We start from the raw sequence: 24,893 nt of genomic DNA on the forward strand, positions 1-24,893 counted from the left end.
TCGTGCGAACTGCACGTGCAGGCGCCAAAGTCGCGACGCCGCACGCGGCAGGCGTTGCGAAACGCAAGGAGCGTTCGATCCGACGGAGGGCCCTGCGCTGGCGCGGGCGGGCGCGTTCTACGCGCCGCCGACCGGGCTCCCCCACGGACCCCGGCTGCGAGCGGTGAGAATAGCAGCGCTCGCTTTCACTGGCACTTCACGACAGGTTGCAGGAAGCGTGGTCCGGGAGACGTAGGCTGCGGGGGTGGGCCCACTGCGGGGGCCGTGCCACCCCCTGCTATCCTGCCCCGCCTTGAAGGCGGCCCCAGCGCCAGGACCGTAGCGCCCCATGCGTCTGCTCTACACGCTTGCCATGTATCTGCTGACGCCGCTGATCTTCTATCGGCTGCTGGCGCGCGGGCTGCGCATGCCGGGCTACTACGCCCGCTGGCGCGAACGCTTCGGTCACTTCAAGTCGCCGCGCTTCGAGCGCAGCATCTGGGTGCATGCCGTCTCGGTGGGTGAGGTCAATGCCGCGGCACCGCTGGTCGAAGCCCTGCGGCGCCGCTACGCCGACCTGCCTTTCGTGCTGACCACAGTGACGCCCACGGGCTCCGATCGGGTGCGTCAGCTCTGGGGAGACGACGTCTTCCACGTCTACTTGCCGTATGACCTGCCGGGCTCGGTGCGGCGTTTCCTCGACGCCACCCAGCCGCAGCTGGCGGTGGTGATGGAGACCGAGATCTGGCCGAACCTGTTCCTGTCCTGCGAGGCAGCCGACATCCCGGTGGTGGTGGCCAATGCGCGCCTGTCCGACAAGTCGCTGCGCGGCTACGGGCCGGTGCGGCCGATCATCCGCGCGGCCATCCGCAGCGCGCGCTTCGTCGCCGCGCAGTCGCAGCAGGACGCCGACCGCTTTCTCAGCCTGGGCGCGCGGCCGGACCGCCTGCGCGTCGTCGGCAACCTGAAGTTCGATCTGCAGGTGAAGCCGGAGCTGTTCACCGAGGCGACCGAAGCGCGCGCGCGCTGGGGGGCGCAGCGGCCCGTGTGGATCGCCGCCAGCACCCACGAGGGCGAGGAGCTGGCGATCATCGAAGCGCATTCGCGGCTGTTGAACCGCTTCCCGGATGCCCTGCTGCTGGTCGCGCCGCGGCATCCCGAGCGCTTCAAGCCGATGGTGCAGCTGTGCCGCAGCTATGGCTTCGCCACCCGCACCCGCAGTGAAGACGACGAGCCCAATCCGCAAAGCCAGTGTTTCGTCATCGACACCCTGGGCGAACTGGTCAATTTCATCGCCTGCGCCGATGTCGCCTTTGTGGCGGGCTCGCTGGAAGCGATCGGCGGCCACAACGTGCTGGAGCCCGCGGCGCTGGGCGTGCCGGTGGTGGTGGGCCCGCACACCTTCAACTTCGAAGAGGTCACCGACCTGCTGCTGGAGCAGGGCGCAGCGCTGCGCGTGGTCGATTCCGAAGACCTTTCGCGGGCACTGCAGACGCTGCTGGCCGATCCCGCTCGACGCGCGCAGATGGGCGAAGCCTGCAAGCGCACGGTCGGCCATGAGCGCGGTGCGGTCGAACGCACGCTCGATGTGATCGGCCGCGTGCTGCGCGGCGAAATCGAGCCGGGCGCTGACGCCAGCGACAGCCGTCCCGGCCTGCGCGGGCGCTGAGGCTTCGACCGCTTGTCGGCGCGCTCCTGCCTGCCGCGCCCGCAGCGCGACTAGAATGCCGCTGGCTCCTTCTGCCTGCGGTCCATGCTCGACTGGCTCACCCTCGACGCTCGAACCCTGCTGCAGGTCTCCCTGCTTCTGGTGCTGTTGAACGCCGCCGCGTTCGCACTGCTGCTGCCCAGCCTGGCGGATGAGCTCAAGCCCAGTGCACGCAGCTGGGGCTTGGGGATCGCGCTGCAGTGGCTGGGCGGCGCCGTGTTCGCTCACGAAGTCGAGCTGGCCGCCTACTTGCCGGCCTCGGCGCTGACCGCTTTTGCTCATCTCGCTGCCTTGGCGGGAATGAGCCTCTACGTGCATGCATTGCGACGCTTCAACGGGCTCGGCTTCCACTGGACGCAGGCGCTGCCCGGCCTTGTCTGCGGCCTCGCCATCGTGGCCGCCACGGCGCTCGACAGCGGGCTGGCGCCGCGCATTCTGTTCACCTCGCTGGGCCTCGCCGTGCTGCTGGTGATGGGCCTGCGCCTGCTCAGCACGGACACGCCGCTGGCCCCACGGGTCAGCCGCCGCGTGCTGCGCTTCGCGCTGGCAACGCTTGCGCTGGCCGTGACGGTGCGGGCCGTCCACGTGCTGATCGAGCCGCCGCAGGTGTCCGCGCTGGTCGACATCGGACGCGGCCCCTTGGTACTGCAGCTGCTGCTGATGTGCGCCCTGCCACTGGTGGGCACCAGCGCCTTCTTCGCGATGTGCTCGGAGCGCGTGCGCCTCGGCTGGGAGTCAGCCGCCTCCACCGATTTCCTGACCGGCCTGCCGAACCGGCGCAGCCTTGTCGAAGCCGCGCAGCAGGCGATCCGCCAGACGCGAGCGCGCGGCGGCAGGCTGACGCTGGCGATCCTCGATGTCGACCACTTCAAACGCTTGAACGACCGTTTCGGCCATGCCGCCGGTGATCTCGCCCTCAAGCATCTGGGCAGCCGTTTGCGAGCGCTCTGCGGCGAGCACGAGATGCCGGCGCGCGCGGGCGGCGAGGAGTTCTGCCTGCTGTCGCGCGACAGTGCACCCGAGGCAGTGGCGCAGCTGCTGACCGGTCTGCAGCGCAGCCTGCTCGATGCGCCGTTCGAATGGGAAGGTGAGCAGGTGGTGCTCAGCTTTTCCGCGGGCATAGCCGGGCTTGAGGCTGACGACGGTGGATTCGACAGTCTGCTCGGACGCGCCGACCAGGCGCTGTACGCCGCCAAGCAGCAGGGCCGTCAGCGTGTGGTGGTCGCACGGCCGGCGGGCCTGCAGGCGGCTGCACTGGCCTGGGATCCAGCATGAGCGCTCTGCCCGAACAGCCCGGCGATAGCGCCCTGCGCGACTGGCTGCGCGGTATGCGCCGTATCGCGGTGCTCGGCATCAAGACGGCAGCGGCCTCGGCGCAGCCGGCCTACTACGTTCCCGAGTCCCTGCAGCGGGCGGGCATCGACATCGTTCCTGTGCCGGTCTACTACCCGGAGGCCACCGAAATTCTCGGCGCACCGGTGTATCGGCGTCTGCAGGACGTTCCCGGTCGCCTCGATCTGGTCTGCGTGTTTCGTCGTCCACAGGACCTCGCCGCGCATCTCGACGACATCCTCGCCGCCCGGCCGCAGGGCGTCTGGCTGCAGTCGGGCATCCGCGACGACGCCTTCGCCGCGCAGCTGCGTGCCGCAGGCATCGATGTCGTGCAGGACCGCTGTCTGATGGTCGAGCACCGGCGCTTGATCGCTGTGGGCTAGCAGCTTGCTGAAAAACTCCCTTCCGGGGAGCTTTTCAAGTCGGCCGTCCGGCGCAGGTCCGTACCGCCTCACGACAAAGCCATCGCTTACGCGCTTGCTTCGTCGTGCCGGCCATTCCTGGCCGGGCCGGCAGGCTGTTCTTCAACAGCCTGCCAGGCGCCTGCGCAACAGAAGCCATCGAAGCGGAAGCGTGAAGCTCGTTGGCGCGTGACCACGCATCGCCTGCCCGAGCCGCGAGCGCGGTCCTCAGCCCAGGCGCCGCGTCCCCAACACCGCCCCGCGCTCGCGCATCGCTGCGAGCAGGGCGGCGGCCGGCGCGATCAGCGCGTCGGCCTCCAGGCCCCAGGCGACGGCCAAGCGCTGCACCAGGGCCAGGCCGGTGTCCGGCGCGCTGCGGATCTGCTCCAGCAAGGCAAAGCCGAGAGGATCGAGACGCGCGAACCTCACGCTGTGGTCGGCCGCGCGCTGCAGCAGCAGCAGGGTCGGTTCAGCGGGCGGGGCATCCGGCTGGTGCTCGGGACGCAGGCGGTCGACTGGCCACACATAGGCCAGCGGCCAGGCCTGCGGTGACAGCACCGGCACGCCCTGCATCAGGTCGCCCTGCGGGTCGATGCTTGCGGGGTCTTCGTTCGCATCGGACAGCGCGATGCCCAGCTCGGCCCACTCGTAGTGCGCCAGCTCAGGCAGGAAGGGCGGGTCGCCGCGGCCGGCCTCAGCGCGTGCCGACAGATACGCGATGAACTCCTGGCCCACTTCCGGAAACAGCGGCGTCTGCGCGCGGTGCTCGCGAATGAAATCGTCCATCAGCGCGTTCCAGAACGCTTCGCCGCGCAGGCGGCGGATCACCGGAAACTGGCTGCTGAGCAGCCCGGCCACGGTGTTGCGGATCAACTCGCGATAGACCTGCAGCCGGCGCGGTTCGATGCCCGGTGGCGGCGTTTGGTTGGCGGGATCGCGGATCCAGTGCGCCAACGCCAGTTGCTGCTGGCGCAGGGTCTCAGGCGCGGCGGGCATGGGCAGGCTCGGTGCGCTCGCGGTATGCATGCTGGATCGCCGCAATGCGGTCGACTTCGGTCAGCAGTTCATGCATCGGCGGGAAGTTGAAGTCGCGCTCCAGCAGGGTCGGCTTCAGCCCGCAGTGCGCATAGGCCGCGTCCAGCAGGGCCCAGACGGGATCGATCACGGCGGCGCCGTGGGTGTCGATGATCAGATCCGGCGCTTCGACGTAGTGGCCGGCCACATGCAGGCTCGCCACGCGTTCGGCCGGCAGCGCGTGCAGGAAGGCGAGCGCGTCGTAGCTGTGGTTGATGCTGTTGACGTGGATATTGTTCACGTCCAGCAGCAGATCGCAGTCGGCCTCATCCAGCACGGCGCGGAGGAAGTCGATCTCGGCCATGGCCTGATAGGGCGCCGCGTAGTAGCTGATGTTCTCGATCGCGATGCGCCGACCCAGCGCGTCCTGCACCTCACCGATGCGCGCGGCGACATGACGCACCGCTTCCTCGGTGAAGGGCAGCGGCAGCAGGTCGTAGAGCTGGCCCTCGTCGCTGCAGTAGCTCAGGTGCTCGCTGTACAGCGGGCAGCCCAGCGCATCGAGAAACGCGCGCAGACGCTTGAGGTAGCCCGTGTCGAAAGGCTCGGGCCCGCCCAGCGAGAGGCTGAGGCCATGGGCCGAGATCGGGAAGCGCTCGCGCAGCGCATCCAGGGCCTCGCGCCGCTTGCCGCCCACCCCGATCCAGTTGTCCGGCGCCAGCTCAAGAAAGCCGACGCGACCCGGCGGCAGGGCCAGAAGCTCGTCCAGCAGCGGGCGGCGCAGGCCCAAGCCGCATAGCGACAGCGCATCCATGGTGTGCCTTCGATCTCGGTGAAAACAGAACGTTACCGGCAGCGATCGCGGAGGCCCGCTGCCGACCGTGCGACGCGCACCCGCGGCGGGTGCGCGTCGCAGCAGTCTCTCAAGAGCCAGAAGCCTCGCCCCGACACTGCCGTGGCTGCATCACGAAGCCCGGCTGTTTGCAGGAGCGAGCTTGCTCGCGACCGGCAGGGTGTGTGCAAGGCGCAGGCTGCGGTCGCCTTCAAGCAGGCTCCTACAAACAACGCGAGCCGGTGAACACGCGCTTCTTCGAAAACACCTGGACCGCAGCGCGGGTCTGAGAAGCTCTCAGCTCAGGCCACGCGTGCGATCAGGCGGCGCCGCCGCACTTGCCCTCGCCGCACTTGCCTTCGCCGCAGCTGCCTTCCTTGTCCTTGTCGGCCTCTTCGCCCTCTTCAGCCTCGGTGGGCTCGCCGCCGCACTTGCCTTCACCGCACTTGCCCTCGCCGCAGGCGCCTTCCTTGTCTTCCTTCGGCTCGTCTTCCTTGTGGTCGTCGACGAGCTGGTAGCCCTGCTTGAGATCCTGCACCTGGAAGGCCTGGGCGACGGGAGCGGCGATCAGGCTGGCGGCAAACGCGGCGCCCAGGGCGAGACCAAGGTTCTTGCTGTTGCTGTTCATGCGTTCAATCCTCTGTGGCATGGGCCGGGGCCCGGATGGAATCCGCCCGGCGGGCGGTGCTGGACGCGACGCGCGAGGGTGCCCCCGGCGCGGCGCGTGATTCAAGTGGGACGCAAAGCTTCCGTGTGTCCTTGCCGCGAAGAGCGCGGAAGCCAGCGCTTGATTGCCCGCTCAGCGTACGAATCTGCCGTTGCCGAGTGCCGACGGCCGGTTCACGCTGCGGCCATCGCCATCAGTACGCCGCGGTCGTGGCAGAGACTGACCTTGAGCCCGCGCGCCATCGCCGTCGCGGGCGCCGCCGCCACCTGCATATCGGGCACGCCGCGATGCCGCGCCGGATCGAAGCGCGCCTGGCAGACGCCGATGACGTCCGCACCGACGCGGTAGCGGAGCATCACCGCGGGCACCGAGGCGATCGAACAGTGGCGCGCACCGATCAGCTGGGCGCCTGCAGGGAGCTCGAAGGGGATGTCCTGCAGCAGGAAACCGACCCCGGCAAACGCTTCGCGCAGCTCGCCCAAGGAGGCGGAGGCCACGTCCAGCGGTTTGTCGTACAGATGGTTGTAGGCGATCTCGTCGGCCAGGGTCTGCAGGTTGCTGGTGTCGCGGAAGGCGCTGAGGCCGAACAGACCCCAGTAGCCGACCGCACCCGCCGCCGTGACGCTGGCAGCCAGCGCGAGGAACCGGCGGCGCTCGGGCTGTGGTACACGCGGAGGCGTGCTGCCGACGCCCGAGGCTGAGGGCGCAGCGGCATCGAGCCGCGCGCGCAGGGCGTCCAGCTGCGCGATGTCCAGCCGCTGCTCCACGAACTGTTCGCGCAGCGCCTCGCGCAGTGGCTTCTTTGCTGAAGGGTTCATGCCATGCCTCCCGCCCGCGCGCCGTCGGCGTCGCCGGCAAACTTCTTGCGCAGTCGATGCATGCGCGCCAGCAGAGTGCCGCGCGGGGCACCGGTCTGCGCGCTGATCTCATCCACGGTGTAGCCCTCGACGGCCCACAGGAACAGTACCTCGCGTTCGGCGGCGGTGAAGTCGCCCCAGACCCGCTCCAGCCAGGCCCGCTCCAGCTGCACATCTTCCAGCGCACGCAGGTCGGCCGGGATCACCGCTTCAGCGTCTTCGATCGGGCTCCAGCGCATCTGCGAGGCGCGGCGCTGGTCGGCGAGAAAGGTGTTGCGCACGATGCGCAGGAAGTAGGCCAAGGGATTCTCGACGGCGGCGGTGGCTGCGCTCAGCCACTGGGTCACGGCCGTGTGCACCACGTCGTAGGCCTGCTCGCGCTCGCCGGTCAGGGCGATCGCGTAGCGGTAGGCGCGCTGGAAATCCTCGTCGCCCAGCCGGTTCATGAACGCCGCGTCCGTGTGTGTGAGCGAATGTGCGCAAGGGTCTGCATGGGTGGGGTCTCCCGCGGCGATCCGCGTTCGAAGGCCAAGGATGCGCCAGCGGGGCGCTTGATTGCATCCGCGCCGCGGTGCTGTGCAACGCGCTCGATCGCAAGGGCGATGCAATCAAGCGCGACGCGACCGCCTCTGCGGGCGCTTCACGCCCAGCTGACCGAGGACTCTCCGCATGACCCCAATCCACACGCTTCCCGGCGCCCTGCGCGCACGACTCGATGGCCTGGCGCCCTGGCTGGCGCCGCTCGGCCTGCGCCTGATCCTCGCCTACGAGTTCGGCGAGGCAGGGCTGGAAAAGCTGCGCGGCGAAAACTGGTTTACCGGCGTCCAGTCGAAGTTTCCGTTTCCCTTCAACCACGTCGATCCGGAGCTGAGCTGGTGGCTCGCCACCTGGGCCGAACTGGGCGCGGCCGCGCTGTTGGTGGCCGGCCTGTTCACCCGCTTCGCCGCCTACAGCCTGCTGGTGCTGAGCTTCGTCGCCACCGCCGCGGTGCACTGGCCGGCGGACTGGAGCTCACTGGCCCAGCTGTGGCAGGGCTATGCGATCCGCAACAGCGGCGCCGGCAACTTCAAGCTGCCGATGCTGTTCGCGCTGATGCTGCTGCCGCTGGTGCTGGGCGGCGGGGGTCGGTTGAGTGTCGATGCGCTGATCGCGCGCGCTCTGCCGGCAGCGGGTGCTGCGCGTGTGGACCGCGTCGCCTGGGCACTGGCCGGGCTCGGCCTGGGCCTGCCGATCGCCATGCTGTTTCCGACGCTGGGTCTGGGCCTGATGGCGCTGGGCGCGGTGCTGGCCGTGCTGGCGTGTGGCGGCTTCTGGCGTGAGCTGAGGCAGGGCTGATCCGCTCGGCGCTGTGGCGCGCAAGCGAGCGCGCACGCGGATCCGGCGCGCGCCTGATCCGCGTTGTCTTCAGTCATCGCCCACGCTGAGCCGCACCGCGCGCAGACGGGTGGGCGCCGGGGCGCCTGCGGCGGCAGCGCCGTTCGGCTCGGTCCAGGCCAGCACGGCGATCTGCCCGAGTGCGGCCAGACGCGGCACGCCGATGCCGCGGCCTGCCGGCAGGGCAGCCACATCGATGCGCTGGCGCTCGCTGAGTTCAGCATCGAACAGGCCCAGCCGCAGCACGCTCTCGCCCGGTGCGCCCGCGCCGAGCCAGCTCAGCAGCACGCCGCCGTCGAAGGCCTCGGCGTCGACGCGGCCGAGCACCGCGGGCCCTTGCTCGACGCGCATGGGCGTCGCCTCTGCCCCGAGCACGCGCAACCGCACCGCCATCTCACTTGCATTCGGCATGGTCGACCAGGCGGCGAACACGCGCGCATCGTGCTGGGCCAAGGCCGGCCCGTTGACCGGGCAGGCCTGGATCTTCCAGTTGTCGGCATGGACCAGGCCGCTCACCTGCCAGCCGCTGCGATCGCGCGTGGCCAGCGCAATGTCGCGGATCTCGTGCTCGCTGCGGTCGCGCCAGGCGGCGAGATGGCTGCCGTCGGGCCGGCGCAGCAGGGCGGTCCAGCAGCAGGAGCAGGTGCGCGCGTCGAGCTCCACGCCCTCACCGATCGCACCGCGGGCGTCGAGCACGGCAGCACGCAGGCTCATCGCGCCTTCGTGGGCGCCGTGGCCCTCCTGCAGATCGGTCTCGGCCGGGTGCGAGGCCGCGGCGTGGCGTCCGTCCAGCCAGATCAGGCGCATGCGGTCAGCACCGTCCGGCGCCATCGACACGAAGCCGTGCTCGCTCAGCGTGCCGTCGTCATGCGGGGTGATCGGCGCGGACCAGGTCGCACCTTCATCCTGCGAGTGGGCAACGCGGATGCCGTAGTGGTAGGTGCCCGCGCCCTCCTTCTGCAGCCAGAACGCCCACCAGCCGCCGTTGTCGGCGACCGCGATCTGCGGGTGGTCGGCCCAGTTGACGAACCAGTCGCAGCCGCGCGCGACTTCGCGGGTTTCGCCCAGTTCGCCGGCCATCGACAGCGTTGCGACCTGCAGGCGCGCGCAGCCTTCCGGCAGACGCTCCTGCCAGCTCAGCAGGAAGCGCTGCTTGGCAGCGTCGGCGACCACATGCGGGGTCAGCGCCGAGGCTTCGATCGGCAGCTCGATCGGCGTCAGCCGGGCGGGCTCGGCGAGGGCAAGCCCCGCGCCGAACACACTCAGAAACTGCGCTGCCAGGTGAGTTCGTACCACCGCGGTTCTCCCAGCATGAATTGGCCGGCGCCGTAGGGGCGCGTGGCGTAGACGCGATCGTCGAGATTGCGCAGGCGCAGGCTGAAGCGGCCCAGCGGCGCATCGTAGCGAAGCAGGGCATCGACCGTGGCATAGCCCGGCAGATACACCGTGTTGGTGGTGTTCGCCGCGCTTTCGCCGACGCCGCGCAGGCCGAGGCCCAGCTCGAGTGTCGGGCTTGCGCTGTAGAACGCCCACAGGGTTCCAATGCGCTCCGGCACGGCGACGGGATCGTTGCCGCGGCGCGAGATGGCAACGCCGCCGACCACCTCGTCGAAGCGTTCGAACTTCGCGTCCAGCAGGGCGGCGCTGGCCTCGACGCGCAGGCGCTCGCCCAGCGGCATCCGCAGGCTGGCCTCGACGCCGCGGGCGGCCTGCTCGCCGACCTGGATCAGCCGGTTCGGGTTCTCGGGATCGCGGCTCAGCAGGTTGGTGCGGGCGATGTCGTACAGCGCCAGCGTCCAGTCGACGCGCGCGCCGCTGTGCTTCACGCCCAGCTCGATCTGCTCGCTGTCGGTGAGGTCGAAGCTCGCGTTCGCCAGCCCCAGGGTGGTGATCTGCGCCGGCGCTTCGCTGGAGGTCGCGAGCGAGCCGTACAGCGTGGTCTGCTCGCTCGGGCTGAAGGTGAGACCGAGCCGATAGCTGCCGGCGCTGTAGCGCTTGTCGAAGCGCACACCGCTGACCACGTTGAGCGAGTCGACCTCGCTGCGGTCGTGTCGCAGGCCGGTGATCAGGCGCCAGCGCGGGGCGAGATCGAGCGCGCTCTCGACGAAGGCGGAGCGCTGCGCGATGTCGGTGGCGGTGCGCGGCTGGAAGGTGTCGAGGCTGGTATAGACGCCGCGCACCGGGTTCCGCAGATCGACCGTGTCGGTGTAGCGGAACGGGCTGTCGCTGCTGCGGTCGTGATCGTTGCGATCGACCTGCAGGCCGAACACCAGCTGATGCGCGCGGCCGAACAGCGTGTGCGACCAGGCGACATCGGCGACCGCACCGCGCAGGTTCTGGTCGTGGCTGACCTCCAGGTAGTCGCTGCGGCGGATCAGGCCGGTCGCCGGCTGCCAGGTGTTGACCTCGGCATTGCGGTAGTAGCGGTCCTCGGCGTTGCCGAACAGCACCAGCGAGGCGCGCAGGCCGTCGCTGGGCTGCCACTCGGCGCGCGCGCGCAGCCAGTCGACGTCCATTCGGACGGCGTCATCGATGACGTTGTAGTTGAGGTCGCGCAGGCTGGGATCGATGCGGCCATCGATCAGCGGCGTACCGAAATAGCCTTCGCCATCGTCGAGGAAATGCTCGAAAGCGAGGCTCAGGCGCAGGGAGTCGCTGACCGGCGCAGCCAGCTCGGCATTGATGTGGCGGAACTCGAAGCTGGTGTCGCGCGCATAGCCGAAGCTGCCGCGCTCGCCCGACTGCTGATGGCTGGCATCGAGCCGCCAGGCCAGCCCGCCGCCGGCCACGCTGCCGCCGCTGCCCAGCGCCGCTGTCGTCGTGCCGTAGCGGCCGTAGCCCAGATACACGTTCGAGCCCGCGCGGCCGTCGGCGCGCCGCGGCACCAGATTGATCGCACCGGCCACCGAGCCCTGGCCCGCGGTGAGCGCTGCCGGGCCGCGCAGCACTTCGACCTGCTGGTAGTTCAGGGTCAGTCGCGGCGTCACCTGCCAGCCCGGATAGCGCACGCCGTCGAACAGGATCGGCGAGTTGAACACGCCGGAGAAACCGCGCCCGCTGAGGTTGATCACGCCAAAGCTGTAGGCCGGCACCAGCCCGGGCGCCTGCTCCAGAGCCTCGTTGAAGCTGGCGTCGCTGCGCGCGCGCAGGCTGTCGGCGTCGATCACATCGGCCGAAATGGGCTGTTGAAGAAGCGGTACATCGAGGCGCGAGGCGGCCCGCGCGGCGCGCTTCAGCGGGGTGGGCGCTGCGCCCTTCACTTCGACCTCGTCGAGCTTGGCGGCCGACGCCAGCTCCATGCCGACGGCGGCCTGGGCGCTGGCGGTAGCGGACAGCGCGAGCGCCATCAGTACGGCGCAGGACAATGAACACAGCGGGGTCGAACGGGGCCGATGAAGCATCTGTTTGCACTCAGGCGACGCGGAGCCGCGTATTGTTCGGCTCCCCCGCGACGCTGCCCATGCGACCGAATGTCGCAGTCAGCGTGCGACACCCTGTTCCGCAGAGCGTTGACTTCCCAGGTGCAGCCTCGACTTTCCATCGTCATTCCGCTCGGCCCGGGTGAGATCGCCTGGCGCAGCCTGCTGAGCGATCTGCAGACTTTGCCGGTGGATGTGGAGCTGCTGCTGGTGGGCGTGGACGCCGCCCCCGCCGAGCTGGATGCGCGCGCGGGCGCCCTGGCGGGGCGTCTGCGCTGGCTGCGTGCGCCGCGCGGGCGCGCTGTCCAGCAGAACGCGGCCGCGGCCACGGCGCGCGGCGACTGGCTGTGCTTTCTGCACGCCGACTCGCGGCTCGATGCCGGCGCCGTACGCGCGCTGGCCGCGCTGGCCCAGCGCCCGGCCGCGCTCTACTACTTCGACCTCGGCTTTTTCGATGGCCCCGCGCTGCTGCGCTTGAACGCGTTCGGCGCCAACCTGCGCTCGCGACTGTTTGGCCTGCCCTTCGGCGATCAGGGCCTGAGCCTGCCGCGCTCGGACTTCCAGCGGCTCGGTGGCTTCGACGAGCGCCTGCCGCGCGCCGAGGATCACGCCCTGGTGTGGGCGGCGCATCGCGCGAAGCTGCCGGTGCGCGCCCTGGGCGCACGGGTGCGCACCAGCGGCCGTCGCTACGCCGAGTTCGGCTGGCTGCGCACCACCCTGCGCTTTCTCGCGCTCAGCTGGACGCAGGCGCGCGCCTTCTCGAAGGACGGGCGCGCATGAGCGTCGGCGCGCTGGCCGTCTTCGTGAAGACGCCCGGACTCTCGCCGGTGAAGACCCGGCTGGCGCGTGCGATCGGCAGCGCTGCGGCCGAGCGCCTGTACCTTGCCTGCGCCGACGCGGTCTCCGAGCTGCTGCAGCGCTTTGCCCGCGAGAGCGGCCTGCGCTGCTTCTTGGCCATCGCTGAAGACGACAGCCTGGCGCCGGCTTTCTGGGCCGCGCGCGGCGGGCTCGAGTGGATGCCGCAGGGCGAGGGCGGCCTCGGTGCGCGCATGGCCCGCGTGCACCACCGGCTGGTGCGCGAGCATGGCTTCGGCATTCTGATCGGCGCCGATCTGCCCCAGCTCAGGCGCGAGCACCTGCAGCGCGCCGCCGGCTGGCTGCGCGCGTCGCCGGCGCGACAGGTCATCGGCCCAGCGGAAGACGGCGGCTTCTGGCTCTACGGCGGCAATCGAACGGCCCCCGAAGTGCTCTGGGAAAGCGTGACCTACAGCCAGCCGCGCACCGGCAGCGAGTTCCGCGCGGCGCTGGCGAACTTTGGCGACTGGCTGGACCTGCCCGCGCTCTGCGATCTCGACACGCCGGAGGATCTGCAGTGCCTCGCCCAGGCGCTGCGTGTGCTGCCCGAGCCGCTGCCCGCGCAGCGGCGCGTGCTGGATGAAATCGAACGCCTGCTGGAGTCGACGCGTCATGCCTGAGTGGGCGCACGCGCTGGTGGCGAACGAGGGCCCTCTGCGGCTCGCTGCCTTTGCTGGCGTTCTCGCCCTGCTGCTGGTGCTGCAGTGGCTGCGGCCCCTGCGCGGCGACGGCCGCGGACAGCGCCGGCAGGCCACCAATCTGCTGCTGATCGCGCTCGACACCGTGCTGCTGCGGCTGGCCTTTCCCGTGCTCGCGGTGGGCCTGGCCCTGCAGCTGGAATCGCAGCATGTCGGCCTGCTGCCGCGGCTGGGCCTGCCGTTCTGGCTCGACTGCCTGCTGGCCGTAGTGCTGTTCGATCTCGCGATCTACTGGCAGCATCGGTGGATGCACGTCGTGCCGCTGCTGTGGCGCCTGCATCGCCTGCACCACAGTGACACCGGCTTCGACGTCACCACCGGGCTGCGCTTCCACCCGTTCGAGATGGCGCTGTCGCTGGTCTACAAGCTGGCCGTGCTCACCGCCCTCGGCGCGCCGGCGCTGGCGGTGCTGGTGTTCGAGCTGCTGCTGTCGGTGGGCGCGCTGTTCACCCATGCCGATTTCGCCCTGCCGCCCGCGCTGGACCGCCGCCTGCGCTGGCTGCTGGTGACGCCGTCCATGCACCGCATCCACCATTCGACCTGGCAGCCCGAAACCGACAGCAACTACGGCTTCCATCTGTCGCTGTGGGACCGCCTGTTCGGCAGCTACCGCGCGCAGCCGCGAGCGCCGGAGGCGAGCATGCCGATCGGCCTCGAGTACTTCCGTTCGACCCGCGAACAGACGCTTTACAGCCTGCTGCTGCAGCCCTTCCGGCCGCAGTCTTCTTCGGAGCACGAACCGCATGCGTGACACCTGGCCCCTGCTGCAGGCGGTTGCTTTCCCCGCCATCGAGCGCGCCGCGCTGAAGACGCTGCAGCTCAACCTTGGCTACCTCTGCAACATCAGCTGCACGCACTGCCATGTGAACGCCGGCCCGCGGCGCACCGAGCTGATGGACCTCGACACGATGCAGCTCGCACTGCGCGTGGCCGAGCGCTTTGGCGCCGACGCGCTGGACCTGACCGGCGGCTCGCCGGAGATGAACCCGCACTTCCGCTGGCTGGTGGACGCCGCCGTCGAACGCGGCCTGCAGGTGATGGATCGACTCAACCCGACGATCATCGAGGAGCCCGGCTACGAGTGGGTGGCCGACTACCTCGCCGCGCGCCGCGTCGAGATCGTCGCCAGCCTGCCCTGCTACAGCCAGGCCAATGTCGATGCGCAGCGCGGCAAGGGGGTGTTCGAGTCGAGCATCCGCGCGCTGCAGAAGCTCAACGCCCTGGGCTACGGCCAGCCCGGCAGCGGGCTGGAGCTGCAGCTGGTCTACAACCCCGGCGGTGCCTTCCTGCCGCCGGCGCAGGACAAGCTCGAAGCCGACTACAAGCGCCTGCTCGGCGACAACTTCGGCATCGTCTTCAATCATCTCTACGCCCTGGCCAACATGCCGATCCAGCGCTTCGGCAGCATGCTCGTCTCGAAGGGCCAGTTCGACAGCTACCTCGACACCCTGCGCGGCGCGCACCGCGACGAGAACCTGGCCGCGGTGATGTGCCGCAGCCTGCTCAGCGTCGACTACCGCGGCTACATCTACGACTGCGATTTCAACCAGATGCTCGACCTGCCGGCGGAGTCCGCAGGCGCAGGCCAGCCGCATCTGCGCGATCTGCTGGAAGGCGCTTTGCCGCGCAAGATCGCGGTGGCCGGCCACTGCTACGGCTGCACCGCGGGGCAGGGCTCGAGCTGCGGTGGCGCGTTGGCCTGATCGCCTCGGTTCAGGGCCTTCCCGACTTCGCCCAAGGTCGCGAGGCCCGATGCGCCGTCGCGGGCGTAGCATGCGCGGATGCACTCGACCGCCTCGACCGACAGCGCCGTCTGGACCCGTACCGCCCTGATCGCGGTGGCCAGCGCGGCGGCCATCGTCACCCTCAGCATGGGGGTGCGCCAGAGCTTCGGCCTGATGATGCAGCCGGTCGGCAGCGAGCTTGGCATCAGCCGCGAGGCCTTCGGGTTTGCGATCGCGCTGCAGAACCTGCTGTTCGGCCTGGTCCAGCCCTTTGTCGGCGCCGCGTCCGACCGCTTCGGCACGCGGCCCACGCTGATCGGCGGCAGCCTGCTCTACATCGCCGGGCTGATCCTCGCCGCCAGCGCCAGCGGCGCGCACAGCCTGGGCCTGGCGCTGGGCGTCATGGTCGGCATGGCGCTGTCGGCGACGACCTTTGTGGTGGTGCTGTCGGCGGTCGGCCGGGTGGTGCCCGAAGCGCAGCGCAGTCTTGCCTTCGGTCTGGTCACGGCCGGCGGATCGCTGGGCCAGTTCGCCGTGGTGCCGCTGGCGCAAGGCCTGGTCGGCGCTTTCGACTGGCGCATCGCGCTGTGGATCCTGAGCGCGCTGATCGCCTTCATCGCGCTGTTGGCTTTCGGCCTGCCGGGGCGCCTGCGCCGTGGCGCGATCGCGCCGGTGGTGGAAGGGCCGGAACTCGGCGAAGCCCTGCGCTGCGCCTCTCGGCACTCGCCCTACTGGCTGTTGAACGGCGGCTTCTTCGTCTGCGGTTTCCACGTGGCCTTCGTCGGTACGCACCTGCCGGCCTATCTGGTGGACGGCGGCCTGAGCCCCGCCATCGGCGCCTGGTCGCTGGCCCTGATCGGCCTGTTCAACATCGCCGGCAGCTGGCTGTTCGGCCTGTGGGGCGGGCGCCATTCGCGCACAGGTCTTCTGGCGGCCCTGTACTTCGCGCGCGGGCTGGCCCTGGTGATCTTTCTGTGGCTGCCGCTGACCTCGGTCTCGGCGCTGGTGTTCGCCGCCGTGTTCGGCTTCCTCTGGCTGGGCACGGTGCCGCTGACCAGCGGGGCGGTGGTCAGCATGTTCGGCCTGCGCCAGCTCTCGACCCTCTACGGCATCGTCTTCCTGAGCCATCAGGTCGGCGCCTTCTTCGGCGCCTGGTGGGCAGGCCGGCTGTTCGATGCCACCGGCAGCTACGACGCGATCTGGTGGACCTCGGTGGCCCTGGCCCTGCTCGCCGCGGCGCTCAGCGCCGCCACCCGGGAGCAGCGCGCGTGGCGGCCCGCATGAGCCCGCGTGCCCTCAAACGCTGGCTGCTGATGATCGCAGCCGCAGTGATGGCGGCTGCCGGCGCGCTGTGGGCGCGCTACGGCAGCGAGATCTTTCTGCAGGGGCTGGGGCCGCTGTTCTGCGCTTGATTCGCGCCTGCTGTTGGGCCGCGCTGCGCTTGGCCCAACCTACCTCAGCGCGGCGGGCGTGTCGCTTGGGACACGCGCAGCGCAGCCCCAGCTCGCCTTGACTGAGAGAGCCCGGGTCGCCTCGAGCCAGCGCTCGGACCCAGCGCCTGAGGCCGATCGCGACCGCTGCGTCCATCGTCGACGCCCCGCAACACGTCCGCGCTGCGGATCGCCGCTGCGCGCTTCACCTATCATGCGCAACACATCCACTTCCGATCGGCCGTCCGGCCCACGTCCATGCCCATTTTCGACAGCGTCACCGACCTGATCGGCAACACCCCGATCGTGCGCGCCAAGAACCTCGACACCGGCTGCTGCGAGCTGTTCTTCAAGCTTGAGGCCATGAACCCCGGCGGCTCGATCAAGGACCGGATCGGCCTGACCATGATCGAAGCCGCCGAGAAGGCCGGGAAGATCAAGCCTGGCGACACCCTGGTCGAAGGCACCGCCGGCAACACCGGCATTGGTCTCGCGCTGGTCGCCCAGCAGAAGGGCTACAAGCTGGTCCTGGTCGTGCCTGACAAGATGAGCCGCGAGAAGATCTTCAACCTGAAGGCCATGGGCGCCGAGGTGGTGCTGACGCGTTCGGATGTGGCCAAGGGCCATCCGCAGTACTACCAGGACCTCGCCGAGCAGATCGCGCGCGAAACCCCCGGCGCCTACTTCATCAACCAGTTCGGCAACCCCGACAACCCGCGCGCCCACGAAGAGGGCACCGGCCCCGAGATCTGGGCGCAGATGGAAGGGAAGATGGACGCCATCGTGTTCGGCGTCGGCTCCTCCGGCACGGTCACCGGCCTGTCGCGCTTTTTCAGGCGCGAGGCCCCAAACGTCGAGCTGATCCTGGCCGATCCGGTGGGTTCGATCCTCACCCAGTACATCAACGAGGGCACGCTCAGCACCAAGTCGGGCAGCTGGCTGGTCGAGGGCATCGGCGAGGATTTCCTGCCGCCGATCTCCGACTTTACCCACGTCAAGAAGGCCTACGCGGTCAGCGACCGCGACAGCTTCCACGCTGGCCGCGAGCTGCTCGCCAAAGAGGGCATTCTCGGCGGCTCGTCCACCGGCACGATCCTGGCCGCGGCGCTGCGCTACTGCCGCGAGCAGACCACGCCCAAGCGCGTGGTGATGTTCGTCTGCGACACCGGCAACAAGTACCTGTCGAAGATGTACAACGACTACTGGATGCTGGACAACGGCTTCTTGGAGCGCCCGCAGCACGGCGACCTGCGCGACCTGATCCTGCGCCCGTACGCGCAGCGCGACACGGTCGTCATCGGCCCGAAGGATGCGCTCACCGTGGCCTACCAGCGCATGAAGCTCTACGACGTCAGCCAGCTGCCGGTGATGGAAGACGAGCGCCTGGTCGGCATCGTCGACGAAAGCGACGTGCTGCTGCACGTGCACTCCGACGAAGCGCGCTTCCGCGACCCGGTGTCGACCGCGATGATCACCACCCTCGACAAGCTCGACGTGCGCGCGCCGGTCGAAACCCTGCTGCCGGTGTTCCAGCGCGGTCACGTCGCCATCGTCATGGACGGCGATCGTTTTCTCGGCCTGATCACCCGCATCGATCTGCTGAACTACCTGCGGCGCAGGGTGGCTTGATCGAGCGGGGATTGGGGGTGAGGCGGCCCGCTTGCGCGGCACTGCCGCGCGGGTCGCCGAACGCCCGAGCGCTGCGCGCGAGGGCCGGCCCGGAGGCAGGCGGCCCGCTTGCGCGGCACTGCCGCGCGGGTCGCCGAACGCCCGAGCGCTGCGCGCGAGGGCCGGGCCGGAGGCAGGCGGCCCGCTTGCGCGGCACTGCCGCGCGGGTCGCCGAACGCCCGAGCGCTGTGCGCGAGGGCCGGGCTGGAGGCAGGCGGCCCGCTTGCGCGGCACTGCCGCGCGGGTCGCCGAACGCCCGAGCGCTGTGCGCGAGGGCCGGGCTGGAGGCAGGCGGCCCGCTTGCGCGGCACTGCCGCGCGGGCCGCCGAACGCCCCAGCGCTGTGCGCGAGGGCCGGGCCGGGCGAGGATTCGGGATTTGGGATTCGCTATAGCTGGGCACCTCGCTACATCGGGCGTTTCGGACCCGCCCTGCGGCGGAGACGGGCCCCCCGCTCGGGTTCGATTGCTGACGCCGCCGGCGCCGAGACCCAGCGACGCAAACGCCAGAAGCCGAATCTGCGAATCCCGAATCCCGGACCCTGCGGCCTAAACCTCACCGCGGCCCCTCAGGCGTTCAAGTGATGCGCCTGTATCGACCTCGCCGCGCCCCGCTTTTGCAAATCCCCAATCCCCAATCCCAGCTCTCAAAGCCTGAACCTCGCCACGTTCTCCGCCAGCCGCGCGGCCTGTTCTTCCATGGCGCGGGCGGCGGCGGTGGCTTCTTCGACCAGCGCGGCGTTCTGCTGGGTGGTTTCGTCCATGTGGGTAACGGTGTTGCTCACCTGCTCGATGCCGGCCGTCTGTTCGGCTGAGGCCGCGCTGATCTCGCCCATGATGTCGGTGACGCGCTTCACCGAAGCGACGATCTCGGCCATGGTCGCACCGGCCGAGTCGACCAGCTGGCTGCCCGAGCCGACCTTCTGCACGGTCTCGGAGATGAGGCCCTTGATCTCGCGGGCAGCCGCGGCCGAGCGCTGCGCCAGCGTGCGGACTTCGCCTGCGACCACCGCGAAGCCGCGGCCCTGCTCGCCGGCGCGCGCGGCTTCGACCGCGGCGTTCAAGGCGAGGATATTGGTCTGGAAGGCGATGCCGTCGATGACGCCGATGATGTCTTCGATCTTGCGCGACTGCGCATTGATCTCGCCCATGGTGGTGACGACCTGACTCACCACGTGGCCGCCGCGTTCGGCGACATCGGCCGCACCGATCGACAGCTGATTCGCGCTGCGCGCATTCTCGGCATTCTGGCGAACGGTGGAGGTCAGCTCTTCCATGCTCGCTGCCGTCTCTTCAAGAGACGCCGCCTGCTGTTCGGTGCGCGATGAGAGATCGGCATTGCCTGAGGCGATCTCGCCAGCGGCTGAGTTGATCGCCCTGACCGCGCCCTGGATCTCGCCGACGATCTCGCGCAGGCTGTCCACCGTTGCGTTGGCATCGTTCTTGATGTCGCCGAACACGCCGACCATGTCGACGCTGATGCGGTTCGACAGGTCGCCGTGTGCCAGTCCAGACAGGACGCGCCGAATCTCGCGAATGCTGGACTCCACCTGATCCAACAGCGCGTTCAGGCTGGTGGAGACAAGCGCATAAAAGCCCGTCCGGCCCTCGGTACCCATGCGCTCGGTGAGGATGCCGCGTGCCGCGGCCTGAACCACTTCGGCGATCTCATGCTCGAAGCGGACATCCACAGTGCGGTCGTGCCACTCGACAACAAAACCGATCCGATTGCCCTGCTCGTCGTTCACCGGATTGACAAACAGTTCGAAGATCGCTGCGCCCAGCTGAATGCGCGTCTGGTGCTGGTCGCGGATGCTGTCCAGCCGAGCACGCACCCGCTGGACTTGGTTGCCGTGGAAGCGATGGATGCTCTTGCCAACAATGTCCTTGGGGTCAAACTCAGGAATCTGCTTGCGGATTTCGCCGGCCTGATCGCTGAGCATTCGCGTGACGCGAGGATTGGCGAAGACGATGGTGTGATCGTTGTCGGCGATCATCACGCCCACGCTGGCTTGATCGAGCGCGAGGCGCACCCGAAGATTCACGCGGGCGATGGCCTGATCCCGCTCGATGCGTCCCTTGATCTCGCCCGCCATCCGCGACATCGAGCGATTGAGCCGGCCGAGTTCATCTTCGCGGCTCACATCGATGCGCGCATCGAAGTTGCCGCCCGCCAGCTGCTCGATCGAGGCGACGGAACCTGCCAGCGGCGCGCCGACCAAGCGGCGCAACAGCAAGACGGTGGCGGCGACCACCACGATAGACATCACCAGCGCCACCCAGAACACGGTGGTGCCAACGCGGCGCGCACCGGCCAGCAGCTCTTCCATCGGCAGCTCGACGCCGAGCACGAAGCGACCTGAGGCTTCGCCAACTTGGATCGGAACATAGACCTGAGTGCTGTTGTCGTCGGCGATCTCAATGGTCTCATCTGCCTGGATGCGCGAGAGCAGATCCGCGGCATAGCTCGAAGCGAAGGGCTTGCCGATGGCTGCGGTGTCGGCATCCACCAGCACGGTGCCCTTCGCGGACAGCAGGCGCACGCGTCCGGTCTGGCCGATCCGCACCGCCTGCAGCCGCTGCTGCAGCGAGTCCAGCGCGATGTCTGCGCAGACCACGCCCACGAACTGACCGTCGCGCCGGATCGGCACCGCATACGTGGTCATCAGCACGTCCTTGCCGTCGACCGGGTACACGTAGGGTTCGAGCATTTCCTCGCGGCCGCTGGCTTTGGCCAGCAGGTAGTAGTCACCGTCGCCGGGCACGTCGTACTTCTCCAGCACGGTGCCTTCGACGCCGCTCGGCGTATGGAAGAAGTAGGGCACGTAACGGCCGCTGGAGTCGTGCAGCGCTGTGTCGACAAATTCGGCGTCGCGCTGATCGAAGGCGTTCGGCTCCCAGCCGGTGGCCATGCCCACGAACTGAGGGTGCGGGGCGAGCGCGCTGCGGACCAGGGCGTTAGCGCGCTCTCGATCGGGAGTTTCTCTCTGAGATTCTTCCAGCAGCTGCTGCGCAAGCGAGCGATTCAGCAGTGCGGCTTCTCCCAGCAGTTCGCCTACCGCGGTGGCTTCTGCGCGCGCGACGGCGCGCAGTTCAAGCAGGGTGGCCTCGCGCGCCACTTCGGCGGCGCGTTGATAGATCAGCAGGGCAGCGATGGCAAACCCGATCACGGTGAGCAGACCCACCACCAGCGCGGCCTTAGCGGCCACGCTCCAGCGACGGAAACTCGACATGCGTGCAGTCCTCGTAGACGAACTAGACGCGAATTTGCAACCGCTGTGCCAGTGCTGCGCAAAAACTGAAACCCCCGCCCTGCGGCGCGCCGTGTGGGGTGCTGGCGGATCGAAACAGACGCGCGCACTCCGGCGTGACCCGGAACTGATTGGCGTGGCCCCCAGCTCGTCCTTCCCAGCCGCTAGAGCCTGAACCTCGCCACGTTCTCCGCCAGCCGCGCGGCCTGATCTTCCATCGCTCGTGCGGCGGCGGTGGCTTCTTCGACCAGCGCGGCGTTCTGCTGGGTGGTTTCGTCCATGTGGGTGACGGTGTTGCTCACCTGCTCGATGCCGGCGGTCTGTTGGGCCGAGGCCGCACTGATCTCGCCCATCATGTCGGTGACGCGCTTCACCGAGGCAACGATCTCGGCCATGGTGGCGCCGGCGGAGTCGACCAGCTGGCTGCCCGAGCCGACCTTCTGCACGGTCTCGGAGATGAGGCCCTTGATCTCGCGGGCAGCCGCGGCCGAGCGCTGCGCCAGCGTGCGCACTTCGCCCGCGACCACCGCGAAGCCGCGGCCCTGCTCGCCGGCGCGCGCGGCTTCGACCGCGGCGTTCAAGGCGAGGATATTGGTCTGGAAAGCGATGCCGTCGATGACGCCGATGATGTCTTCGATCTTGCGCGACTGCGCGTTGATCTGGCCCATGGTGTCGACCACCTGACGCACGACCTGGCCACCGCGCTCGGCGACATCGCCGGCGCCGATGGCGAGCTGGTTGGCGGAGCGCGCGTTCTCGGCATTGCCGCGCACGGTGGAGGTGAGTTCCTCCATGCTCGCTGCGGTCTCTTCAAGAGACGCGGCCTGCTGCTCGGTGCGCGCCGACAGATCGGCATTGCCCGCGGCGATCTCGCTGGCCGCGGAGTTGATCGCGCCAACCGCGCCCTGGATCTCGCCGACGATTTCGCGCAGTCGCTGCACGGTGGCATTGGTGGCGTCCTGCAGTTCGGCGAAGCGTCCCTGCGATTGGCCTTCGATTCTGCGGGAGAGGTCGCCCTCCGCCACCGCGACCAGCACCCGACAGGTGCGGTCGAGGCCGTCATCGGCATTGGCCATCAGCTGGTTCAGCGCATCCACCATCTCGCGGAAGGCGAACTCGAAGCGCTGCGCATCGCCGCGCAGGCTGAACTCGCCGGCGGCAGCACCGCGCGACAGACGCAGGATCTCATCGCGGATGGCCAGCAGCTTTTCGCGCACGCCCTCGACCGCTTCGGTGATGCGTCGCTTCTCGCCCGGCAGCTCCGGCATGCGCGGCGTGAGATCACCGCGCGAGTAGCTCTGCACCACGCTGACGATCTTCTGGCTGGTGGCGATGTGCTCCTCGGCCAGGCTGTTGACGCCAATCGCCATCGCGCCGAACGCGCCGGGGTAGCGATCGGCATGCATGCGATGACTGAGTTCGCCCGCGGCGTGCAGTCGGCTCATCTCGGTCTGTTCGCTCATGAAGCCCTGCAGGGCGCCGCGCATCTGCAGCAGGGCGCCGTTGAGGCGTCCGATCTCGTCCTCGCGCGATGCATCGATGCGGGTGTCGAAGCGTCCTGCGGCCAGCTGCTCGACCGCAGCGACCGCCGCTGCCAGCGGGCTGCCCACCAGACGCCGCAGCAGCATCACCGTGGCCAGGATCACCACCGCCGACATCAGCAGTGCCACCCAGAACACGGTGACGCCGATGGCGCGTGCGCCGGCCAGAAGCTCGGTGGTGGGCAGCTCGGCGCCGAGCGCGTAGCGCCCGGCGAAGGCGCCGATCTGGATGGGGTAGTACACCTTCACGGTCGCGCCAGAGACATCCGCGCCGACCTCGAATGCGCGGCCGGCCGCCATCGCTTCGCGAAGCGCCGCGGCATAGTCCGAGGCGTAGGGCTTGCCCAGCATCGAGGCTTCGCGATCAGCCAACACGTTGCCTTCCGGGCTCAGCAGCCGAAGCCCACCGGCTTCGCCCACGCGGGCTTCGCCCAGACTCTGCTGCAGCTCGCTCAAGCGGAAGTCGACCGAGACCTGGCCGACGAAGGCGCCATCTCGCAGCACCGGGGTGACGAAGGTGGTCATCAGCACATCTTGGCCATCGACCGGATACACGTAGGGCTCGAGCATGATCTCGGCCCGCGCCGCTTTCGGCACCTGGTAGTAGGCCCCGTTGACCGGGTCCTCGTAGCCCGCGGACACCGCGCCTTCGATGCCGCGCGGCGTGTGGTACCAGTAGGGGACGTAGCGGCCGCTGGCGTCGTGCATGGCATCGGCGCTTGCGTACTCCGCGTCGCGACCGTCGAAGGCGTTCGGCTCCCACAGCGTGGCGATGCCGATGAACTGCCGGTGCGGTGCCAAGGCGGCCTTCAGCTGGGCGTCGGCTTCGGCGCGGTTGGCCGCGCCGCGCCGCGAGGCGTCGTCGAGTACCGAGGCCATGGCCCGGGTCACCATCGGCGCTTCGTTGAACAGCGCCGACACCCGCTGCGACTCGGCACGCGCGGTGGAATGCAGGTTCTGCAGGGCCGTGGTGCGGGCGACCTCGGCGGCGCGCTGGTAGATCAGCAGGCCGGTGACGACAAACCCGACGACGGTCAAGACCCCGATCAAGAGCGCAGCCTTCGCGGCCACGCTCCAACGACGGAAACTCGGCATGGGTGCAGCCCTCGTTGGTATCCAGAAACCAGGCTGCAACTGCCGTGCCGGTAGTGATCCAGCGCGGCTGCCGACGACGGCAGCGCGCGCGCTTGGGGCAGCGTGCGCGCGGCGCCAGCACGCGAGCGCTGGATCCAGCGCGAGAGCGTCAGACGACGTGCCGGACGTGCGCCCCCCGCTCCACGCACGCTGGACCGCACCCGCGTTGCGCTACTGGATCAGGTCCACCTGCCTCACCGCGGTAAAGCTCAGCAGGCCGAAGTGCCCGTAGGCGTAGGTGGTGCTGCTGTTCTCGCCCCAGATCGCGCTGGAGTGCGCGCCGCCCACCGTGCACACGCCGGTGCCGCAGACGATCTGGTCGGCATAGGACTTGATCGAATGCACGCGCTCGCCGAAGCGCGCGCCGTTCAAGCCGGTGAGGAAGGGGCTGCCCACCGACAGTCCCCAGGTGCCGCAGGTGCTGGTGGGCACGTTGAAGGGGTAGCTGCCGCAGGTCCACAGGCCGCGAAAGGCCCCGGCGATGCCAACGAAGCTCTGCACATAGGGTCGCAGGCCGTTCTGCTGAATGATCCGGCCGGCCAGCGTGCCGCCCATCGAGTGGGTGATCACGTCGACCTTGCCCGTACAGGAGCCGGCGATGGCGTTGACGAAGGCCGTGAGCACCGGGGCTTCTTCGCTGCCGCTGTGGTCGTTGCAGGCGGCGCAGCTCGCGCTGCCCCAGTTCGGGCGATGGATCTGCGCATCGACGTAGCCGCGTCGCTTGAGTTCGCTGACGGTGCTGGCCCAGTCATTGGGCGAGCCGGTATTGCCGTGGACCAGCACCACGGCATCGCGACAGGTCTGTGCGGCGGCCGGCAGCGCGCACAGGGCGAACACGGCCAGGGTGGCCGCGCGGATCAGAGTCTTCATGCTGTTCCCTCCCCAGGGTGATGGCGGGCGGCCGTGGGCGGCCGTCTCGCGCCTGACCCGATGTTGCGCCGGGCGGGGCAGTGGGCGCACTCGTACCAAAGGCCGAGGCCCGATGCGTTCGCGCCTGCTGCGGCCCTTACG

The 24,893-nt window shown here is 69.3% G+C and carries 20 protein-coding genes; 10 read left to right on the forward strand and 10 right to left on the reverse strand.

The window, feature by feature from the left end; genetic code table 11:
- The first annotated feature begins 328 nt into the window (after positions 1–328).
- The 3 genes from waaA to H4O13_17355 all read left to right on the forward strand — a co-directional run bounded on the left by waaA (position 329) and on the right by H4O13_17355 (position 3,402).
- Entirely contained in the window at positions 329–1,648 is a 1,320-nt protein-coding gene (gene waaA / locus H4O13_17345) for a lipid IV(A) 3-deoxy-D-manno-octulosonic acid transferase (GenBank protein MBE5317162.1), read from the forward strand.
- 84 nt (positions 1,649–1,732) lie between these two features.
- A complete protein-coding gene (locus H4O13_17350) occupies positions 1,733–2,962 on the forward strand; it encodes a GGDEF domain-containing protein (GenBank protein ID MBE5317163.1) in 1,230 nt (409 codons plus the stop codon).
- Positions 2,959–3,402, forward strand: coding sequence for a CoA-binding protein (locus tag H4O13_17355; protein ID MBE5317164.1), 444 nt, complete (start codon positions 2,959–2,961; stop codon positions 3,400–3,402). The genes H4O13_17350 and H4O13_17355 overlap by 4 nt, the downstream gene beginning before the upstream one ends.
- 246 nt (positions 3,403–3,648) lie before the next feature.
- Here the strand turns inward: H4O13_17355 and H4O13_17360 are convergent, their stop codons facing one another.
- The 5 genes from H4O13_17360 to H4O13_17380 form a co-directional block, all read right to left on the reverse strand.
- Positions 3,649–4,416 (reverse strand): putative DNA-binding domain-containing protein, encoded by a 768-nt coding sequence (locus H4O13_17360; GenBank protein ID MBE5317165.1) that lies wholly within the window; start codon positions 4,414–4,416, stop codon positions 3,649–3,651.
- Positions 4,400–5,248 carry a DUF692 domain-containing protein gene (locus H4O13_17365; GenBank protein ID MBE5317166.1) on the reverse strand — a complete coding sequence of 283 codons (849 nt, stop codon included), beginning with the start codon at positions 5,246–5,248 and terminating at the stop codon, positions 4,400–4,402. The genes H4O13_17360 and H4O13_17365 overlap by 17 nt, the downstream gene beginning before the upstream one ends.
- A gap of 337 nt (positions 5,249–5,585) precedes the next feature.
- Positions 5,586–5,894 carry a hypothetical protein gene (locus tag H4O13_17370; protein MBE5317167.1) on the reverse strand — a complete coding sequence of 103 codons (309 nt, stop codon included), beginning with the start codon at positions 5,892–5,894 and terminating at the stop codon, positions 5,586–5,588.
- 212 nt (positions 5,895–6,106) lie between these two features.
- Complete coding sequence (locus H4O13_17375; protein ID MBE5317168.1) at positions 6,107–6,751, reverse strand: hypothetical protein; 645 nt, start codon at positions 6,749–6,751, stop codon at positions 6,107–6,109.
- Entirely contained in the window at positions 6,748–7,236 is a 489-nt protein-coding gene (locus tag H4O13_17380; GenBank protein MBE5317169.1) for a sigma-70 family RNA polymerase sigma factor, read from the reverse strand. The genes H4O13_17375 and H4O13_17380 overlap by 4 nt, the downstream gene beginning before the upstream one ends.
- Positions 7,237–7,459: 223 nt before the next feature.
- Between H4O13_17380 and H4O13_17385 the strand changes: the two genes are divergently transcribed.
- Positions 7,460–8,125, forward strand: a complete 666-nt coding sequence (locus tag H4O13_17385; protein ID MBE5317170.1) for a DoxX family protein — start codon at positions 7,460–7,462, stop codon at positions 8,123–8,125.
- A 69-nt stretch (positions 8,126–8,194) separates the two neighbouring features.
- Here H4O13_17385 and H4O13_17390 read toward each other — a convergent pair whose 3' ends face one another.
- Both H4O13_17390 and H4O13_17395 read right to left on the reverse strand, forming a co-directional pair.
- Positions 8,195–9,460, reverse strand: coding sequence for an exo-alpha-sialidase (locus tag H4O13_17390; GenBank protein MBE5317171.1), 1,266 nt, complete (start codon positions 9,458–9,460; stop codon positions 8,195–8,197).
- Positions 9,427–11,565 (reverse strand): TonB-dependent receptor, encoded by a 2,139-nt coding sequence (locus H4O13_17395; GenBank protein ID MBE5317172.1) that lies wholly within the window; start codon positions 11,563–11,565, stop codon positions 9,427–9,429. The genes H4O13_17390 and H4O13_17395 overlap by 34 nt, the downstream gene beginning before the upstream one ends.
- A 69-nt stretch (positions 11,566–11,634) precedes the next feature.
- Between H4O13_17395 and H4O13_17400 the strand changes: the two genes are divergently transcribed.
- From H4O13_17400 to H4O13_17425, 6 genes are all read left to right on the forward strand, one after another.
- A complete protein-coding gene (locus H4O13_17400) occupies positions 11,635–12,363 on the forward strand; it encodes a glycosyltransferase (protein ID MBE5317173.1) in 729 nt (242 codons plus the stop codon).
- Positions 12,360–13,058 carry a glycosyltransferase gene (locus H4O13_17405; GenBank protein MBE5317174.1) on the forward strand — a complete coding sequence of 233 codons (699 nt, stop codon included), beginning with the start codon at positions 12,360–12,362 and terminating at the stop codon, positions 13,056–13,058. The genes H4O13_17400 and H4O13_17405 overlap by 4 nt, the downstream gene beginning before the upstream one ends.
- 13 nt (positions 13,059–13,071) lie before the next feature.
- Positions 13,072–13,887, forward strand: a complete 816-nt coding sequence (locus tag H4O13_17410; GenBank protein ID MBE5317175.1) for a sterol desaturase family protein — start codon at positions 13,072–13,074, stop codon at positions 13,885–13,887.
- Positions 13,880–14,839 carry an arsenosugar biosynthesis radical SAM protein ArsS gene (gene arsS / locus H4O13_17415; GenBank protein ID MBE5317176.1) on the forward strand — a complete coding sequence of 320 codons (960 nt, stop codon included), beginning with the start codon at positions 13,880–13,882 and terminating at the stop codon, positions 14,837–14,839. Before H4O13_17410 ends, arsS begins: the two co-directional genes overlap by 8 nt.
- 78 nt (positions 14,840–14,917) lie before the next feature.
- Complete coding sequence (locus tag H4O13_17420) at positions 14,918–16,144, forward strand: MFS transporter (GenBank protein MBE5317177.1); 1,227 nt, start codon at positions 14,918–14,920, stop codon at positions 16,142–16,144.
- 404 nt (positions 16,145–16,548) lie between these two features.
- Positions 16,549–17,919: a pyridoxal-phosphate dependent enzyme gene (locus H4O13_17425; GenBank protein ID MBE5317178.1), complete on the forward strand. Its 1,371-nt coding sequence runs from the start codon at positions 16,549–16,551 to the stop codon at positions 17,917–17,919.
- 684 nt (positions 17,920–18,603) lie between these two features.
- On the opposite strand, the gene H4O13_17430 is transcribed toward H4O13_17425, so the two are convergent.
- From H4O13_17430 to H4O13_17440, 3 genes are all read right to left on the reverse strand, one after another.
- Positions 18,604–21,189, reverse strand: coding sequence for a PAS domain-containing protein (locus tag H4O13_17430; protein MBE5317179.1), 2,586 nt, complete (start codon positions 21,187–21,189; stop codon positions 18,604–18,606).
- Between the two features lie 182 nt (positions 21,190–21,371).
- Positions 21,372–23,843, reverse strand: coding sequence for a HAMP domain-containing protein (locus H4O13_17435; GenBank protein MBE5317180.1), 2,472 nt, complete (start codon positions 23,841–23,843; stop codon positions 21,372–21,374).
- A 210-nt stretch (positions 23,844–24,053) separates the two neighbouring features.
- On the reverse strand, positions 24,054–24,752 hold the full coding sequence (locus tag H4O13_17440; GenBank protein ID MBE5317181.1) for an alpha/beta fold hydrolase: 699 nt from the start codon (positions 24,750–24,752) through the stop codon (positions 24,054–24,056).
- Positions 24,753–24,893: the final 141 nt, after the last annotated feature.

This window comes from Lysobacterales bacterium (assembly GCA_014946745.1).
Lineage (GTDB): Bacteria > Pseudomonadota > Gammaproteobacteria > Xanthomonadales > Xanthomonadaceae > Aquimonas.